Genomic DNA, 15,141 nt, shown 5'->3' with positions numbered 1-15,141 from the left:
TCGCTCCCCCGTTCAGAACGCGAGCGCGCGGTCGACGGCGTCGAGCACGCGGTCCAGGTCGGGGAGGTAGGTCTCCTCGACACGCGACGGCGGGTAGGGGGCGTGGTAGCCGCCGACCCGCAGGATCGGCGCCTCCAGGTGGTAGAAGCAGCGCTCGGTGAGCCGGGCGGCGAGCTCCGCGCCGAGGCCCAGAAAGACCGGGGCCTCGTGCACCACGATGCCGCGGCCGGTGCGCTTGACGGACTCCTCCACGGTGGCGAAGTCGATCGGCGACAGCGAGCGCAGGTCGACCACCTCCAGCCGGCGGCCGTCCTCCTCGGCGGCCTGCGCGGCCTCCTGGCAGACCTTCACCATCGGCCCGTAGGCGATCAGCGTGGCGTCGGTGCCGGACCGGACGACGCGCGCCGAGTGCAGCGGCAGCATCGGGTCCTCGCCGACCTCGCCCTTGTCCCAGTAGCGGCGCTTGGGCTCCAGGAAGATCACCGGGTCGTCCGACTCGATGGCCTGGCGCAGCATCCAGTGCGCGTCGTGGGCGTTGGACGGGCTGACCACCCGCAGGCCCGCGGTGTGCGCGAAGTACGCCTCGTGCGACTCGCTGTGGTGCTCGACCGCGCCGATGCCGCCGCCGAACGGGATGCGCACGGTGATCGGCATCTTGACGTGGCCGAGCGCGCGGGCGTGCATCTTGGCGAGCTGGGAGACGATCTGGTCGAAGGCCGGGTAGACGAAGCCGTCGAACTGGATCTCCACCACCGGGCGGTAGCCGCGCAGGGCGAGGCCGATCGCGGTGCCGACGATGCCGGACTCGGCGAGCGGGGTGTCGATCACCCGGTCGTCGCCGAAGTCCTTCTGCAGGCCGTCGGTGATCCGGAAGACGCCGCCGAGCTTGCCGATGTCCTCGCCCATCAGGACGGTCTTCTGGTCGCTCTCCAGCGACTTGCGCAGGGCCTCGTTGAGGGCCTTGGCGATGCTGAGCTGACCGGCCATCAGTGGTGCTCCCCACCCTCGAAGGAGGCGGCGTACGCCTCGTACTCGGCGCGTTCCTCGTCGACCAGCGGGTGCGGCTCGCTGTAGGCGTGGTCGAAGATCAGGGTCGGGTCCGGGTCGGGCATCGAGCGGACGCCCTCCCGCACGCGCAGGCCCAGCTTCTCGCTCTCGGCCTCGACCTCGGCGAAGAACGCCTCGTCGGCCAGGCCCTCGGCCTCCAGGTGGGCCTTCAGCCGCAGGATCGGGTCCTTGGCCTTCCAGGCCTCGGTCTCCTCGGACTGCCGGTAGCGGGTCGGGTCGTCGGAGGTGGTGTGCGCGCCCATCCGGTAGGTGAACGCCTCGACCAGGACCGGGCCCTGGCCGGTGCGGGCGTGGTCGAGCGCCCAGCGGGTGACCGCGAGGACGGCGAGCACGTCGTTGCCGTCGACCCGGACGCCGGGGAAGCCGAAGCCGGAGGCCCGGCGGTACAGCGGGATGCGGGTCTGCACGGTGGTGGGCTCGGAGATCGCCCACTGGTTGTTCTGGCAGAAGAACACCACGGGCGAGTTGTAGACCGAGGCGAAGGTGAAGGCCTCGCTGACGTCGCCCTGGCTGGAGGCGCCGTCGCCGAAGTAGGCGATCACCGCGTCGTCCGCGCCGTCCTTGGTGATGCCCATCGCGTAACCGGTGGCGTGCAGGGTCTGCGCGCCGATCACGATGGTGTAGAGGTGGAAGTTCTTCTCGTTCGGGTCCCAGCCGCCGTTGTTCACGCCGCGGAACATGCCGAGCAGGTTCAACGGGTCGACGTCGCGGCACCAGGCCACGCCGTGCTCGCGGTAGGTCGGGAAGGCGTAGTCGCCGGGGCGCATCGCGCGGCCGGAGCCGACCTGGGCCGCCTCCTGGCCGAGCAGCGAGGCCCACAGGCCGAGTTCGCCCTGCCGCTGGAGCGAAGTGGCCTCCGCGTCGAAGCGCCGCACCAGGACCAGGTCACGGTAGAGCGAGCGGAGCTCCTCCGTCGTGACGGTCAGCGGGAAGTCCGGGTGCTCGACCCGGACGCCCTCCGGGGTGAGCAGTTGGACGAGCTGCGGCTCGGCCGGGTTTGCGGAAGGCTTGTCAGGGACGCCGGGGGCGGCCTTCTTGCGCGCCCTCGCCGTGCTTTTGACGGTCACGTTCACTCCTCGGTCTGTCCGGCCGCCCGGGGTCGCCGGTGGCCGGTCCGGTCGTCCCCCGGCTCGTGCGCGTGGGTGTGCGCACAGGTGCGGGCGAACGGTGTTCCCTTTCCGACGGCGTCCCTCACGAGAACGTTACCCAGCGCCGCCCTGCAGCGCCCTTGCGCTAGGACGTCCTAGTTGTTCTCGGGGAGGGGAAACCGCCGGTGTGACGCGGCTTACCCGTTCCGCTCAGGACACCTGCGCACGGTATCCGGGCATGGGCCGCTGCGAAAGGGGGTAACGGACATCGATTTGTGCGACCCTTTGCAAATGACTGATAACGGACAAATCCGGGTCTTTCTTCTCGATGATCACGAAGTGGTCCGACGCGGCGTGCACGACCTGCTGTCGATGGAGGGCGACATCGCGGTGGTGGGCGAGGCCGGAACGGCCGCCGAGGCGCTCAACCGGATCCCCGCGGTCCACCCGGACGTGGCCGTGCTGGACGTCCGGCTGCCGGACGGGAACGGCGTCGAGGTGTGCCGGGAGATCCGTTCGCAGGACCCCTCGGTGAAGTGCCTGATGCTCACCTCCTTCTCCGACGACGAGGCGCTGTTCGACTCGATCATGGCCGGGGCCTCCGGGTACGTCCTGAAGGCGATCCGCGGCACCGACCTGCTCTCCGCGGTGCGCGACGTGGCGGCCGGCAAGTCGCTGCTCGACCCGGTGGCCACCAGCCGGGTGCTGGCCCGGCTGCGCGACGGCGGCGAGAAGGAGGACGAGCGGATCGCGCAGTTGACGAAGCAGGAGCGCCGGATCCTCGACCTGATCGGCGAGGGGATGACCAACCGGCAGATCGGCAACGAGCTGCACCTGGCCGAGAAGACGGTGAAGAACTACGTCAGCAGCCTGCTGGCCAAGATGGGCATGGAGCGCCGGACCCAGGCCGCCGCCTACGTGGCCCGGCGGCAGGCCGACCACCAGCACTGAACCGGCGAGAGCAGAATCGCATACGCTGTGTCAAGTCACCATCACGCCGAGTAATAGGCTCTGCTGGTGACGGACGGTCAGACCATCTCCCTCGCGCCGGCCCGCCCGGACGCCACCGCTCCCCCCGTCGGCACCCTGAGCCCTCCGGTACCGCGCTCCGCCGTGGCCGAGGTGCTGCGGGCCCACCGCACCGCACCGCCCACCGCGGTGGTCCCGGTCGCGGAGGGCCTGCTCAACCGGGGCTACCGGGTCTCCACCGCCGACGGCGACTGGTTCCTCAAGTGCTACGTGGACCGGGCCACCGCCGGCCGGCCCGCGATCACCGCCCAGCACCGCGCCACCACCGCGCTGGCCGCCCGCGGCCTGCCGGTCCCCGCGCCGGTGCCCGACCGGGACGGCCGGACCGTGACGGCGTACCGCGGACGGCTGTTCGCGCTCTACCCGTGGGTGGCCGGAAGCCATCGGCACGGCACCGGGCTCGACCTCGTCCGGTGCGGCGAACTCGGCACGCTGCTGGGGGCACTGCACGGCGCGCTGGCCGAGGTGTGCGCCCCGCTGCGACAGCCCGACGGGGTGCTCAGCGCCGAGGTCGAGGAGACCGAGCGGATCATCGGCGACCTGCGGGCACTGGCCCGGGCCCACCGCCCCTACGGGCCCTTCGACCGGCTCGCGGAACAGCACCTGACGGAACGTCTGGACCTGCTCGCCGCCCACCGGCACCGGCGCCCCGGCCCGACCGCGGCGCCGCCCACCGGCTGGACCCACGGCGACTTCCACGGCCTCAACGTGCTGCACCGGGGCGACACCGTCTCCGCCGTCCTGGACTGGGACAAGCTCGCGCCGCACCCGATCGCCGAGGAGGCGGTCCGGGCCGCCACCCTGCTGTTCAACGACCGGGCCACCGGCGTGCTGGACCTGGTCCGGGTCCGGCACTGGGCCCGCGCCTACCGGGCCACCGGGGCCGCGGACGCCGAACAGGTCGCCCGCGCCGTCCACCGGGTCTGGTGGGAGCGGCTGAACGACCTGTGGATGCTGCAGTGGCACTACCAGCGCGGCGACCACCGGGCCGACCCGCTGTTCCCGGCCGCCGCCGGCCAGCTCGCCCGCTGGTGCCAGGACTACGAGCAGGTCATGGACGCCTTCGCCAACTGACCTGCCCGCGGCGGCTACTGACCGATCTCGAACGGCGGCAGCGGCCCCCCGGCATTGGTGCCCTTGGGCGGCGGGGCGGCCGTGCCGGTCGGCTGGCCGCCCGTACCGGTGGTCGGCGGCGCGGTGGTCGGTGGCGCGGTGGCGCTCGTGGACGCCGTGGGGGTCGGCGAGTGCGAGGAACTGGCCGAGGCCGAGGGCGACGCGGAGGCGCTGGCCGAACGGGACGGCGTCGGGGGCGGGGTGCTGGGCGCCTCGGTCTGGTGGCCGGTGCCCTGGCTGCGGGTCGCGGTCGGGGCGCTGGGCCGCTCCGCCGGCACCGTGGCCGGGGCGGTCGCCGTGGAGGTCGGCTTCGGCGTCTGCGTCTCGTCGTCCTTCTTCTTGCCGCCGTTGGCCGTCAGCGCCACCGCCACCCCGATGGTGGCGGCCAGCACCAGGGCGACCGCGCCCAGCACCCAGCCCCACGGGTTGCGGCCGTCCGGCGGCCGCTCGTCCGGGCCGTCCCCGCCCGCGCCGCCGCCCGCCGCCGGGTAGGGCTGCGCGGGCGTCGCGTACGGCGAGGTGACCTGGTACGGCAGCGCCTCGGTCGGACCGGTCCCGGTGACCGGGTTCAGCGGCGCGGTCAGCGCGCCGGAGCCGCTCGGCGGGTCGGTGTCCCAGCCCCCGGCCGCGGCGGCGGCCGCCAGGCCCGCCGCGCCGGTCGGGAAGCCCGCGCCGGCCGCGCCGTGCATCTGCCGCAGCGCGTGCTGCACGTGGGCGCGGAACTCGTCGGCGCTCTGGAACCGGTCCTCCGGGTTCTTCTCCAGCGCCCGCAGCACCAGCGCGTCCAGCTGCGGCGGCACCCGGTCGTTCACCCGGGACGGCGGCACCGGGGCGTCCTGGACGTGCTGGTAGACCACCGCCAGCGGGGTCTCGCCGGTGAACGGCGGCCGCAGCGCCAGCAGTTCGTACAGCATGCAGCCGGCCGCGTAGAGGTCCGAGCGGTGGTCGACCGGCTTGCCGAGCGCCTGCTCCGGCGACAGGTACTGCGGAGTGCCCATCACCATGCCGGTCTGCGTCATGGTGGCGGCCGCGCCGGTCAGCGCCCGGGCGATGCCGAAGTCCATCACCTTCACCGCGCCGCCGGTGGTGATGATGACGTTGGCCGGCTTGATGTCCCGGTGCACGATGCCGTGCCGGTGGCTGTACGCCAGCGCCTCCAGCACCCCGGCGGTGATGATCAGCGCCTGGTCGACCGGCGGCGCCTCCTCGTCCACCAGCAGCTCGCGCACGGTCCGGCCCTCGACCAGCTCCATCACGATGTACGGGGTGGACTCCCCGCCGTGCTGCTCCTCGCCGGTGTCGTAGACCGCGACGATCGAGTGGTGGTTGAGCCCCGCGACCGCGTGCGCCTCGCGGGTGAAGCGCAGTCGGGCGGTGTCGTCCTCGGCCAGATCCGAGCGCAGCAGCTTGACCGCGACCGTGCGGCCGAGCCGGACGTCCTGCGCGGCGAACACCTCGGCCATCCCGCCGCGGCCCAGCCGCCGGGTCAGCCGGTAGCGGCCGTCGCCGACCGCGGCGAACGGAACGGCGCTGCCCCGGGCGGGAGTTGCGGGCCCGGTCGGGGCCGTTCCGGCCGGGCCGTCGGTGTGCGCGGGCCGACCCGCGTCGCCCTCGGCGGGCACGTCCCCGTGCTCCGCCCCGTCGTCGTCCGGTCGTTCGCTCTGACCCATCGCTCCTCGCCCCGGGCACTCGCTCGGCGCGCGTTCGCCCTGTCGGTTCCTCCCCGCACGCTACCGTCTCGCACGACCCGGCGTGGCACGGGACGGCGTGCGCGGGGCGCGGGAGGACCGCCGCGAGCCCGCCCGGCGGGCCGGTCCGGCCCCGGTCCGCCCCGGGGCCGGCCGCCCGGTCAGTACCCGGAGGAGCCGGTGCCGCCGGACACCGCGATCGCCACGATGATGATCGCCAGGATGATCACGCCGAACACCACGCCGACCACGATCAGCGCGGTCGAGCAGCCGTTGCTGTTGCCGGCCGGCGGCCGGTACGGCAGCGGGCCCGGGACGTGCGGCTGCTGCGGGAACGGCGGCGGCGTGTTCTGCGGGAACTGCGGCTGCGGGAAGGCGGGCTGCGGGAACGGCTGCGGCGTGTTCTGCGGGAACGGCTTCGGGGTCTGCGGCGCCTGCGGGAAGGGCTGCGGCGCCTGCGGGAACGGCCGGGGCGTCTGCGGGGCCTGCGGGTAGGGCGGCGGGGTCTGCGCGTACGGCGGCGGGGTCTGCGGCCCCGGCGCGTACGGCTGCTGCACGGACGGCGGCGGGGTGCGCAGGTCCCCGGGGACCGGCGGGAAGTTGGTCAGCGACGGCGCGGCGTGCACCGAGCGCGGCCCCTCGCCGATCACCAGCGGGGTGGACGCCTGCAGCGGCGTGTTGCCGCCGCCCTGCCCGGCGGACAGGACCCGCTCCACCTCCTCGCGCATCGCCTCCGCGGTCGGGAACCGGTGCGCCGGGTCCTTCCGCAGCGCCCGCTCGACCAGCGCGTCGATCCCCGGGGTGACCGCCCGGTTCAGCGTGGACGGCGCCGGCGGGGTCTCCTGCACGTGCTTGTAGGCGATCGAGAACGCCGAGTCCCCGTCGAACGGCAGCTGCCCGCTGAGCAGTTCGAACAGCATGCAGCCGACCGAGTACAGGTCGGACCGGGCGTCCACGCTCTTGCCGAGCGCCTGCTCCGGCGACAGGTACTGCGGGGTGCCCACCACCATGCCGGTCTGCGTCATCGAGGTGACGCCCGACTGCAGGGCCCGGGCGATGCCGAAGTCCATCACCTTGACGACGCCCTTGGCGGACACCATCACGTTGGCCGGCTTGATGTCGCGGTGCACCAGCCCCTGGTCGTGCGAGGCCTCCAGCGCGGACAGCACCGCCGCGGTGATCTTCAGCGCCTGCTCGTTGGGCATCGCCCCGAGCGTGGTCACCTGCTCGTCCAGCACGTCCTTCAGCGAACGGCCCTCGACGAACTCCATCACGATGTACGGGGTGGTCGTCCCGTCCGGCGCGACGTCCTCGCCGGAGTCGAACACCGAGACGATGTTGGTGTGCTGGAGCCGCGCCACGGCCTGCGCCTCGCGCCGGAACCGCTCCTTGAACGAGGCCTCCCGGCCCAGTTCGGTGTGCAGGGTCTTCACCGCGACCTGACGGTCCAGCACCGTGTCGTGGGCGAGGTGGACGGACGCCATGCCGCCCTGCCCGAGCATCCGCTGCAGCACGTACCTGCCGTGGCCGAGCGAGTGGCCCTCGGTGCCCTCTGTCATGTCCCAGCTCCCCCTCGGCACGCCGCACGTCCGGACTACCGGACTAGGGGTCAGGGTAGCGGGTCGGGGCCGCGCCGAGGCGCGGCCCCCGCAAGGCCACCGAGGGTACGGCTACAGGTACGGACCGGAGCGGATGCCGCGGCCGGGACCGGCCTCCTCGCCGTCCCCCTCCATCCCCTGCAGACCGGGGGGCAACGCCCGCCGCATCTGCTCCAACTGGGCCCGGGCCGCCATCTGCTGGGCGAACAGCGCGGTCTGGATGCCGTGGAACAGGCCCTCCAGCCAGCCCACCAACTGCGCCTGGGCGATCCGCAGTTCGGCCTCGGTCGGGATCACGTCCTCGGCGAACGGCAGCGACAGCCGCTCCAGCTCCTCGACCAGCTCGGGCGCCAGGCCCAGCTCCAGCTCCTTGATCGAGCTGGCGTGGATCTCCTTCAGCCGGGCCCGGCTCGCCTCGTCCAGGGGCGCCGCCCGGACCTCCTCCAGCAGCTGCTTGATCATGCTGCCGATCCGCATCACCTTGGCGGGCTGCTCGACCATCTCGGTCACCGGCAGCTCGCGCGGCTCGCCGTCCTCGCTCCGCCCGAACCCGCCGGCCGACGCGGTGCCGACCGGCATCCCGTCCGGGCCGACGATCAGCACCTTCGGGCTGTCCTCGGAATCCCCGCTCGACGCCTGGTAGGGCTCCTGCTGCGACCGCTCGTTCATCGGGTAGGTCATGGCTCCTTCATATGCTTCGTCCACCGCAGAGGTCAACGAACCCGCCCACCGGAAAGTCCCGCAACCGGCCACGACCGGCGGCACCCGGCCGCCCCGCCGCTCACTTGCGGCGCAGCTTCAGGCCCACCAGCCCGAACCCCAGCCCCATCATCCCCAGGCCGACCCCCAGCGGGAGCTGGAGCGCCGACGGGTCGCTCCAGTGGGCCGGCGCCGCGGGCACCAGCGGGCCGGTCGCCAGCTCCTCCCCCGCCACCGCCGGCTGCCCGCCGTCGAGCGGGGCGGCCGGCACCGCCGCGTCCTCGTCCCCGCCCCACGCGGGGGCCTCCGGCGCCACCGGCACCGACCGACCGCCGACCACCGCCGAGGGCACGGGCGCGGGCGGCTGCGGGGACGGCTCCACCGACTGCGAGGACTCCGGGGAGACCGGTACCGCGGGCACCGGCTGCTGGTGCCCGTGCTCGTGCTCGCGCTCGGCCGACGGGGACTCCGAGGACTCCGAGGACGCCGAGGGCTCCGAGGGCTCCGAGGGCTCCGAGGGCTCCGAGGGCTCCGAGGGCCGCCCGCTCGGCGCGGCCGGGGCGGACGACGCGACGGACGGGGCGGAGGACATGGCGGAGGGCGACGCGGCCGACGGGACGGCGGACGGCACCGGCACGGGAACGGGCCCGGCCGGGGCCGCGGTCCCGGTGGTGGTCGCGGTCGTGGCCACGGAAGAAGGGGACGGGGACGGCGACGGCGCGGCCGGGGCGGCGGGCGAGGCGGCCGTCCGGCTCGCGGTGGCCCGGGCGGGCGTGCTGGGCGCCTCGACCGGGACGGACCCGCCGGTGGGCTCCCCGGATATCGCGCTGTCGGTCGGCAGCCCCGAAGTGGACGCCGGGCCGCCCGGCAGCGGCGGGGCCGTGACCTGCTGCCGCGCGGCGTCCAGCTGCTCCCGGGCCTGCTGCCGGGCGGCGTCCAACTGGGCCTGCGCCTGCTCGCGCGCCCCGGCGGCCGGGTCGGCGGCCAGCGCGGGCAGCGGCAGCAGCAGCGGCAGGGCCGCACCGGTCAGCACGGCCCAACGGCGCAGCGGGAGCGGACGGTCAACGCCCCGGGACGGCACCGGGGGCACGGCGGAGCGGCGGCGAGCAGGCATCGACGGCGGGTCCTCCCGACGGCCGCCCGCACCGGGGCGCGGGCGGCGGCGGAACAGCTTGTGACCAGACTCACATACTCGGACACTCAGGGCATTTCCACCGCCGCCCCGTTGCCCCGCCCGGCCCCGCCGAACGGGTGCCGACCGGGTACTGGCCCGGTGCTAGAAGGCCAGGACCACCTTGCCGACCTGCTCGCCCGCCTCGACCACCCGGTGCGCCTCGGCGGCCTCGGCGATCGGGAGGACCCGGTCGACCACGGGCCGGACCACGCCCGCCTCGACCAGCGGCCAGACGTGCTCGCGGACGGCGGCCACGATCGCGGCCTTCTCGCCGAGCGGGCGGCCGCGCAGGTTGGTGGCGATCACGGCGGCGCGCTTGCCCAGCAGGGTGGAGAGGTTCAGCTCGGCCTTGACGCCGCCCTGCAGGCCGATCACCACCAGGCGGCCGTTGACCGCCAGGGCGTCGACGTTCCGCTGCAGGTACTTGGCGCCGATGATGTCGAGGATCACGTCCGCGCCGCCGAGCGCGGCGAGTTCGGCGACGAAGTCCTGCTGCCGGTAGTCGATCAGCACGTCGGCGCCCAGCTCGGCGCAGCGGGCGAGCTTCTCCGCGCTGCCGGCGGTGACGGCGACCCGGGCGCCGACCGCCTTGGCCAGCTGGATCGCCATGGTGCCGATGCCGCTGGCCCCACCGTGCAGCAGGACGGTCTCGCCGGGGCGCAGGTGTGCGACCTGGAAGACGTTCGACCAGACCGTGCAGGCCACCTCGGGCAGCGCCGCGGCCTGCTGCGGCGTCAACCCCTTGGGCACCGGCAGCAGTTGGCCGACCGGGACGGCGACCTTCGAGCCGTAGCCGCCGCCCGCGAGCAGCGCGCACACCTCGTCGCCGACGGCCCAGCCCGCGACGCCGGGGCCGAGTTCGACGATCCGGCCCGCGCACTCCAGACCGGGGTACGGCGAACTCCCGGGCGGCGGGTCGTAGAAGCCCTGACGCTGCAGCAGGTCGGCCCGGTTGACCGCGGTGGCGGCGACCTCGACCAGCACCTCGCCGGCCGCCGGAACGGGATCGGGCACCTCGGCCAGGACCAGCCGCTCGGGGCCGCCGGGCTCGGGAATCGTGATGGCTCGCATGGCCGCCACGCTACGCCCCCGGGGTCCGCGCACCCCGTCCCCCCGCCGTCAACAGACAGACCGTCAAGGCTTCCGGGAGACACTCCGACAGGGTGGCGACACTCCGCCCCCGGGGTCGGTAGGCGGCGCCCGCACCCCCCATCCTTGTGCCTGTGCCGAACTCGAACCCGCCCGACGACCAGGGTGCCCGGCCGTCCCGTCCGATGCTCAGTCGCTTCCGGGACAGCGGCGCCACCGACACCACCGACCCCACCCGCCGGATCGCGCTGCCCGCCCGGCCGACCCGCCCGCCGCTGCGCCAGGTGGCCCGCCGCCTGCTGCTCGCGCTGGGCGTGCTGATCGCCACCACGCTGATCGTGTACGTCGACCACGCCGGCTACCACGACAACGCGGACGACTCGGTCAGCCTGATCGACGCGGCGTACTACGCCACCGTCACCCTCTCCACCACCGGGTACGGCGACATCACCCCGGTGAGCGACACCGCGCGGCTGGTGAACATCTTCGTGATCACCCCGCTGCGCGTGCTCTTCCTGATCATCCTGGTCGGCACGACTCTCGAAGTGCTCACCGAACGCACCCGCCTGCAGTGGCGGATCGAACGCTGGAGGCAGACCGTGCGGGACCACACCGTCGTCATCGGCTACGGCACCAAGGGCCGCAGCGCCGTCGACACCCTGCTCGGGCAGGGCGTCCCGAAGGACTCGATCGTGGTGGTCGACCCGCAGGCCAGGGCGATCGACCAGGCCACCCACGACGGGCTGGTCGGCGTGCTCGGCGACGCCACCCGGGCCGCGACCCTGGTCCGGGCCGAACTGCCGCGCGCCGCCCAGGTGGTGGTAGCCCCCGAGCGGGACGACACCGCCGCGCTGATCACCCTGACGGCGCGCCAGCTGAACAAGGGCGCCACCGTGGTCGCCGCCGTCCGCGAGGACGAGAACGCCCCGCTGCTGCGGCAGAGCGGCGCGGACGTGGTGGTCACCTCGTCCAGCTCGGCGGGCCGGCTGCTGGGCATGTCGATGCTCAGCCCGAACGCGGGCGCGGTGATGGAGGACCTGCTCACCTACGGCGACGGCCTGGACGTCACCGAGCGGCCCGTCACCAAGGCCGAGGCCGGGCGCAGCCCGCGCGAACTGGACGACCTGGTGGTGGCCGTGGTGCGCGGCCGCCGGGTGCTGAACTACACCGAGCCCGAGGCCGCGGTGCTGCAGCTCACCGACCGGCTGATCGTCATCAAGCCCGGCGTGCCCGCCACGCACTGACCCGGCCCGGCCGGTGTTCCACGTGGAACACCGGCCGGTCGCACGCTCACGGCAGCGCCAGCACCTCGGCCCGCTCCCCCGCCGCCAGACCGCCGGGCGGGACCACCGCCAGCCCCTCGGCCCGGGCCAGCCCGCGCAGCATGGCCGGGCCGTCGTGCGGCAGCGGGGCCAACCCGGCCGCGGTCCGGCGCACCGGGTGCAGCCGGGTATCGGACGGGTGCCCCGGCAGCGCGGCGGCCAGCAGTTCCGACGCCCCGACGGCGGGCGCCTCCCGGCCGGAACGGGCGTGCAGCAGCGGCAGCGCCAGGGTGACCGTCCCGGCCACCGCCGCCAGCGGATTGCCCGGCAGGCCCACCAGGTGGCGCCCGCCCGGCAGCGCCGCCAGCAGCATCGGGTGCCCCGGCCGGACCGCCACCCCGTCCACCAGCGGATGCCCGCCGGTCGCCTCCAGCGCGGCGTGCAGGAAGTCCACCGGCCCGGCGGCGGTGCCGCCGGTGGTCAGCACCAGGTCGGCGGGCGAGTGCCGGATCGCGTCCCGCAGCAGCCCAAAGTCGTCCCGGACGTGCCGGCCGCCGAGCAGTTCCGCCCCCGCCGCGGCCAGCCAGGGCGGCAGCAGCGGGCCCAGCGCGTCCCGCACCCGGCCCGGCCCCGGCAGCCCCGAAGTCAGCAACTCGTCGCCCAGCACCAGCAGTTCGACGGTCGGCCGGCGGTGCACGGCCAGCCGGTCGTGCCCGGCCGCCGCCGCCAGCCCGAGCACCGCCGGGGTCACCGGCACCCCGGCGGGCAGCAACTCCTCGCCCCGACCGCACTCCTGGCCGCGCGGCCTGATGTCCTGCCCGGGACCGACCTCGCCGTGCAGCAGCGGCGCGCCGCCGACGCGTTCGGCCAGCGTCCCGTGCTCGCGGCGGAGCACCCCCGTGGCCCCCCGCGGCAGTTGGGCGCCGGTGGCGATCTCCACCGCCGCGCCGTCCGCCAACGGGGCGCCCGACCCGCCCGCCAGCACCCGGCCGACCACCCGCCACGGGCCCGGACCGGCGACCGCCCAACCGTCCATCGCCGACGTGTCGAAGGCCGGCAGGTCGGTGAGCGCCGCCAGCGGCTCGGCCAGCGTCCGCCCCACCGCCGCCGCGAGCTCCACCCGCTCCACCGGCAGCGGACCGGCCACCGCCCTGGCGGTGCGCCGGGCCACCGGCCACGGGCAGCCGCGCAGCGTCGGCGCCGCCGAGGTCAACCGCAGGCCGTCCACCGTCCCCGCCTCGCCGTTCACCGCTCGGCCGTACCGTCGGCCCCGGCCCGCGCCGCCCAGCGCTCGGCCAGCGCCGTCACCTTCGCGTTCGCCCCGGCCACCGCCGCCGCCCCGCCACCGCTCGCGGCCGCCGCGTACCCCACCAGGAACGCCGTCAACGGCGCGGCCGGCCGCTCGACGCCGTGCGCGACCACCCGGGTCATGTCCAGCAACCCCCGAACATCCACCGCCAGGTCCAGCCCCAGTTCGGCAGCGGCCGCGGCCATCCACTCGTCCAATGTGCGCTCCATGGGCCCCATGCTGCCCGACCCGAACCCCGGACGACCGTTTCCCCGATGAGCGCCACGCTTCGTTTCGCTCACCGGCCCCCGCCGCCCCCGGTGAGACCCGCCGCACGGCGGAGCCGGGGGAGGCACGCGAACCGCCTGCGGCGGGGCACAGCGCCGGAGATGCCAGTACCAGCAGGAGCCCGAGGGCAAGCCGCCTGCGGCACGGGCACGCCCCCGCCTTGCGGAGTGGGACGGGGCGGGGCGGGCCGCTCGTGGCGGCGGGGGTCAGGGGGATTGCGCGCGGCGGCGGGCTTCGGCGAGTTCTTCCCAGGTGTCGCAGTCGAAGGCGGCGCCGGCCCGGTCGGGGACCTCGATCAGGTGCAGCGGGGCGGTCAGGCGGCGCAGGGGGCGGCCCGCCGGGGGGCCGAGGGTGGTGAGGGCGGTGCGGAGGGCGGCGGTGCGGTAGGCGGCGGTGAGCGGCTGGGCGCGGCCGTCGGCGTCGACGAGTTGCGCGCCGTCCGCCGGGCCGACCGCCGCCAGCAGCCGGTGCACCGTCGCGCCGTCCAGGAACGGGAGGTCGGCGGCGAGCAGCAGCACCAGCGGGGCGGTGACCTCCGGCAGCGCGGCCGCGACCGCCGCGACCGGGCCGCCGCCGGGCGGGTCCTCGCGCAGCCAGCGCACCCCGGCCCGCTCGGTGGCCCGCTCGGGGCCGACCACCAGGACCCGGCGGGCGTCCGCGCAGGCGGCGAGCACCCGGTCCAGCAGCGGGCGCCCGCCGACCGTCAGGCCCGGCTTGTCCGCCCCGCCGAGCCGGTCCGCCGCCCCGCCCGCCGCCACCACCGCGTCGTACTCCGCGTACTGCGCGCACTCCGTCCGCATCACTCCGGCAGTATCACTGCTCGCCGTCGACGATCTCGGCATCGATGATCCCGTTGTCCTCGTCGTCCTCGTCGCGCTTCTCCTCGTCCTGCACCGGCACCTCCGCCCGGCGGACGTTCGCGGCCGCGCCGAGCTCCAGGATGGCCGGCAGGGTCAGGCCGCCGTAGCGCCCGTTCATCGCGGCGGCCAGCGCCTCCGGGTCCGCGGGGTGGTCGTGCAGCGCCTCGTCGAAGTCCCGCAGGTAGCCGGCGGTGAAGGAGAGCACCCGGTGCGCCGCGTCGTCCATGCCGGGCGCCCGGTGCCCGGCGACCACCCGGTCGACGCCGAGGTCGGCGATCCGCCCCAGGTTGTGCGACCACTGGTCACGGGCCGCCGGGTCGGTGTCGGCCGTCCACACGTGGGTGCCGTTGTAGACGAAGTCGCCGGCCAGCACGGTGCGGACGCTCGGCAGGTGGACGACGGTCGAGCCCGCGCAGTCGCCCTGGCCCAGCTGCAGCACCCGGATCAGCTGGCCGTCGATCATCAGCGGCTGCGGCAGCAGCGGCGCGGGGAGCAGCGGCTGGTCCGGGATGTCGTCGCCGTACACCGGCTTCCACTCGGCGACCTTCGCCGCCGCCGTCTCCGCGATGCCCTGCACCACCGGGGGCGCGGCCAGCAGCTGCGCGGCGGGGAACAGCCGCAGCACCTCCTCCGCGCCGAAGTAGTGGTCGGGGTGCCGGTGGGTGACGACGATCGCCAGCAGCTGCCGGCCCTTGCCCGCGATCCACTCCGCCAGTTCGCGGCCCGCGCTGCGGGTCAGCTGGGCGTCGACCAGGACCGCCGAGCGCTCGCCCATGATCAGGCCGGAGGTGGCGAAGAAGGCGCTCTCCGGACCGGTGAACACCTCCACCTGCAGCGGGCGGAAGTCCGGTGCGGCGTCCGCGCCGCCGCGGTGGGCGCTCTCCTCGGTCACGGCTG

General features: G+C 75.1%; 13 protein-coding genes and 1 pseudogene. 3 read left to right on the top strand and 11 right to left on the bottom strand.

What is annotated here, in order from left to right; genetic code table 11:
* Positions 1-12: 12 nt before the first annotated feature.
* Both ACIQBJ_RS10370 and pdhA read right to left on the bottom strand, forming a co-directional pair.
* Positions 13-987 (bottom strand): alpha-ketoacid dehydrogenase subunit beta, encoded by a 975-nt coding sequence (locus tag ACIQBJ_RS10370; protein ID WP_400706763.1) that lies wholly within the window; start codon positions 985-987, stop codon positions 13-15.
* Positions 987-2,135, bottom strand: coding sequence for a pyruvate dehydrogenase (acetyl-transferring) E1 component subunit alpha (pdhA, locus tag ACIQBJ_RS10365; protein ID WP_400706761.1), 1,149 nt, complete (start codon positions 2,133-2,135; stop codon positions 987-989). The genes ACIQBJ_RS10370 and pdhA overlap by 1 nt, the downstream gene beginning before the upstream one ends.
* Positions 2,136-2,447: 312 nt before the next feature.
* On the opposite strand from pdhA, the gene ACIQBJ_RS10360 reads away from it, so the two are divergent.
* Positions 2,448-3,107 carry a response regulator gene (locus tag ACIQBJ_RS10360; protein ID WP_400706758.1) on the top strand — a complete coding sequence of 220 codons (660 nt, stop codon included), beginning with the start codon at positions 2,448-2,450 and terminating at the stop codon, positions 3,105-3,107.
* Positions 3,108-3,173: 66 nt separating this feature from the next.
* On the top strand, positions 3,174-4,259 hold the full coding sequence (locus ACIQBJ_RS10355; RefSeq protein WP_400706755.1) for a phosphotransferase enzyme family protein: 1,086 nt from the start codon (positions 3,174-3,176) through the stop codon (positions 4,257-4,259).
* Between the two features lie 14 nt (positions 4,260-4,273).
* On the opposite strand, the gene ACIQBJ_RS10350 is transcribed toward ACIQBJ_RS10355, so the two are convergent.
* The 5 genes from ACIQBJ_RS10350 to ACIQBJ_RS10330 form a co-directional block, all read right to left on the bottom strand.
* The gene (locus ACIQBJ_RS10350) at positions 4,274-5,968 is read right to left on the bottom strand and encodes a protein kinase (protein ID WP_400706752.1); all 1,695 of its coding nucleotides are present in this window, start codon (positions 5,966-5,968) and stop codon (positions 4,274-4,276) included.
* A gap of 179 nt (positions 5,969-6,147) precedes the next feature.
* Positions 6,148-7,545: a protein kinase gene (locus ACIQBJ_RS10345; protein WP_400706749.1), complete on the bottom strand. Its 1,398-nt coding sequence runs from the start codon at positions 7,543-7,545 to the stop codon at positions 6,148-6,150.
* Positions 7,546-7,656: 111 nt separating this feature from the next.
* Positions 7,657-8,265, bottom strand: a complete 609-nt coding sequence (locus ACIQBJ_RS10340) for a bacterial proteasome activator family protein (RefSeq protein ID WP_400706746.1) — start codon at positions 8,263-8,265, stop codon at positions 7,657-7,659.
* 100 nt (positions 8,266-8,365) lie between these two features.
* Positions 8,366-9,397, bottom strand: coding sequence for a hypothetical protein (locus tag ACIQBJ_RS10335; protein ID WP_400706743.1), 1,032 nt, complete (start codon positions 9,395-9,397; stop codon positions 8,366-8,368).
* 162 nt (positions 9,398-9,559) lie between these two features.
* A complete protein-coding gene (locus ACIQBJ_RS10330) occupies positions 9,560-10,528 on the bottom strand; it encodes an NAD(P)H-quinone oxidoreductase (RefSeq protein WP_400706740.1) in 969 nt (322 codons plus the stop codon).
* Between the two features lie 203 nt (positions 10,529-10,731).
* On the opposite strand from ACIQBJ_RS10330, the gene ACIQBJ_RS10325 reads away from it, so the two are divergent.
* On the top strand, positions 10,732-11,790 hold the full coding sequence (locus tag ACIQBJ_RS10325; RefSeq protein ID WP_400708121.1) for a potassium channel family protein: 1,059 nt from the start codon (positions 10,732-10,734) through the stop codon (positions 11,788-11,790).
* Positions 11,791-11,836: 46 nt separating this feature from the next.
* Here ACIQBJ_RS10325 and ACIQBJ_RS10320 read toward each other — a convergent pair whose 3' ends face one another.
* The 4 genes and pseudogenes from ACIQBJ_RS10320 to ACIQBJ_RS10305 form a co-directional block, all read right to left on the bottom strand.
* Positions 11,837-13,057: a molybdopterin molybdotransferase MoeA gene (locus ACIQBJ_RS10320; protein ID WP_400706737.1), complete on the bottom strand. Its 1,221-nt coding sequence runs from the start codon at positions 13,055-13,057 to the stop codon at positions 11,837-11,839.
* The gene (locus ACIQBJ_RS10315) at positions 13,054-13,326 is read right to left on the bottom strand and encodes a DUF6457 domain-containing protein (protein ID WP_400706734.1); all 273 of its coding nucleotides are present in this window, start codon (positions 13,324-13,326) and stop codon (positions 13,054-13,056) included. Before ACIQBJ_RS10315 ends, ACIQBJ_RS10320 begins: the two co-directional genes overlap by 4 nt.
* Before the next feature lie 276 nt (positions 13,327-13,602).
* Positions 13,603-14,184 (bottom strand): annotated as a pseudogene (locus ACIQBJ_RS10310) (molybdenum cofactor guanylyltransferase); the annotation flags it as partial.
* Positions 14,185-14,197: 13 nt separating this feature from the next.
* Entirely contained in the window at positions 14,198-15,136 is a 939-nt protein-coding gene (locus ACIQBJ_RS10305; RefSeq protein ID WP_400706731.1) for an MBL fold metallo-hydrolase, read from the bottom strand.
* Positions 15,137-15,141: the final 5 nt, after the last annotated feature.

Source organism: Kitasatospora sp. NPDC088391, from assembly GCF_044753345.1.
GTDB lineage: Bacteria > Actinomycetota > Actinomycetes > Streptomycetales > Streptomycetaceae > Kitasatospora.
This window is presented reverse-complemented; position numbering and strand designations above follow the sequence as displayed.

Bases quoted from the DNA above. Each gene is read 5' to 3' on its own strand.
- ACIQBJ_RS10325 (WP_400708121.1), top strand. From the start codon at position 10,732: ATGCTCAGTCGCTTCCGGGACAGCGGCGCCACCGACACCACCGACCCC.
- ACIQBJ_RS10330 (WP_400706740.1), bottom strand. From the start codon at position 10,528: ATGCGAGCCATCACGATTCCCGAGCCCGGCGGCCCCGAGCGGCTGGTC.
- ACIQBJ_RS10370 (WP_400706763.1), bottom strand. From the start codon at position 987: ATGGCCGGTCAGCTCAGCATCGCCAAGGCCCTCAACGAGGCCCTGCGC.
- ACIQBJ_RS10315 (WP_400706734.1), bottom strand. From the start codon at position 13,326: ATGGAGCGCACATTGGACGAGTGGATGGCCGCGGCCGCTGCCGAACTG.
- ACIQBJ_RS10360 (WP_400706758.1), top strand. From the start codon at position 2,448: ATGACTGATAACGGACAAATCCGGGTCTTTCTTCTCGATGATCACGAA.
- ACIQBJ_RS10345 (WP_400706749.1), bottom strand. From the start codon at position 7,545: ATGACAGAGGGCACCGAGGGCCACTCGCTCGGCCACGGCAGGTACGTG.
- ACIQBJ_RS10340 (WP_400706746.1), bottom strand. From the start codon at position 8,265: ATGACCTACCCGATGAACGAGCGGTCGCAGCAGGAGCCCTACCAGGCG.
- ACIQBJ_RS10335 (WP_400706743.1), bottom strand. From the start codon at position 9,397: ATGCCTGCTCGCCGCCGCTCCGCCGTGCCCCCGGTGCCGTCCCGGGGC.
- ACIQBJ_RS10350 (WP_400706752.1), bottom strand. From the start codon at position 5,968: ATGGGTCAGAGCGAACGACCGGACGACGACGGGGCGGAGCACGGGGAC.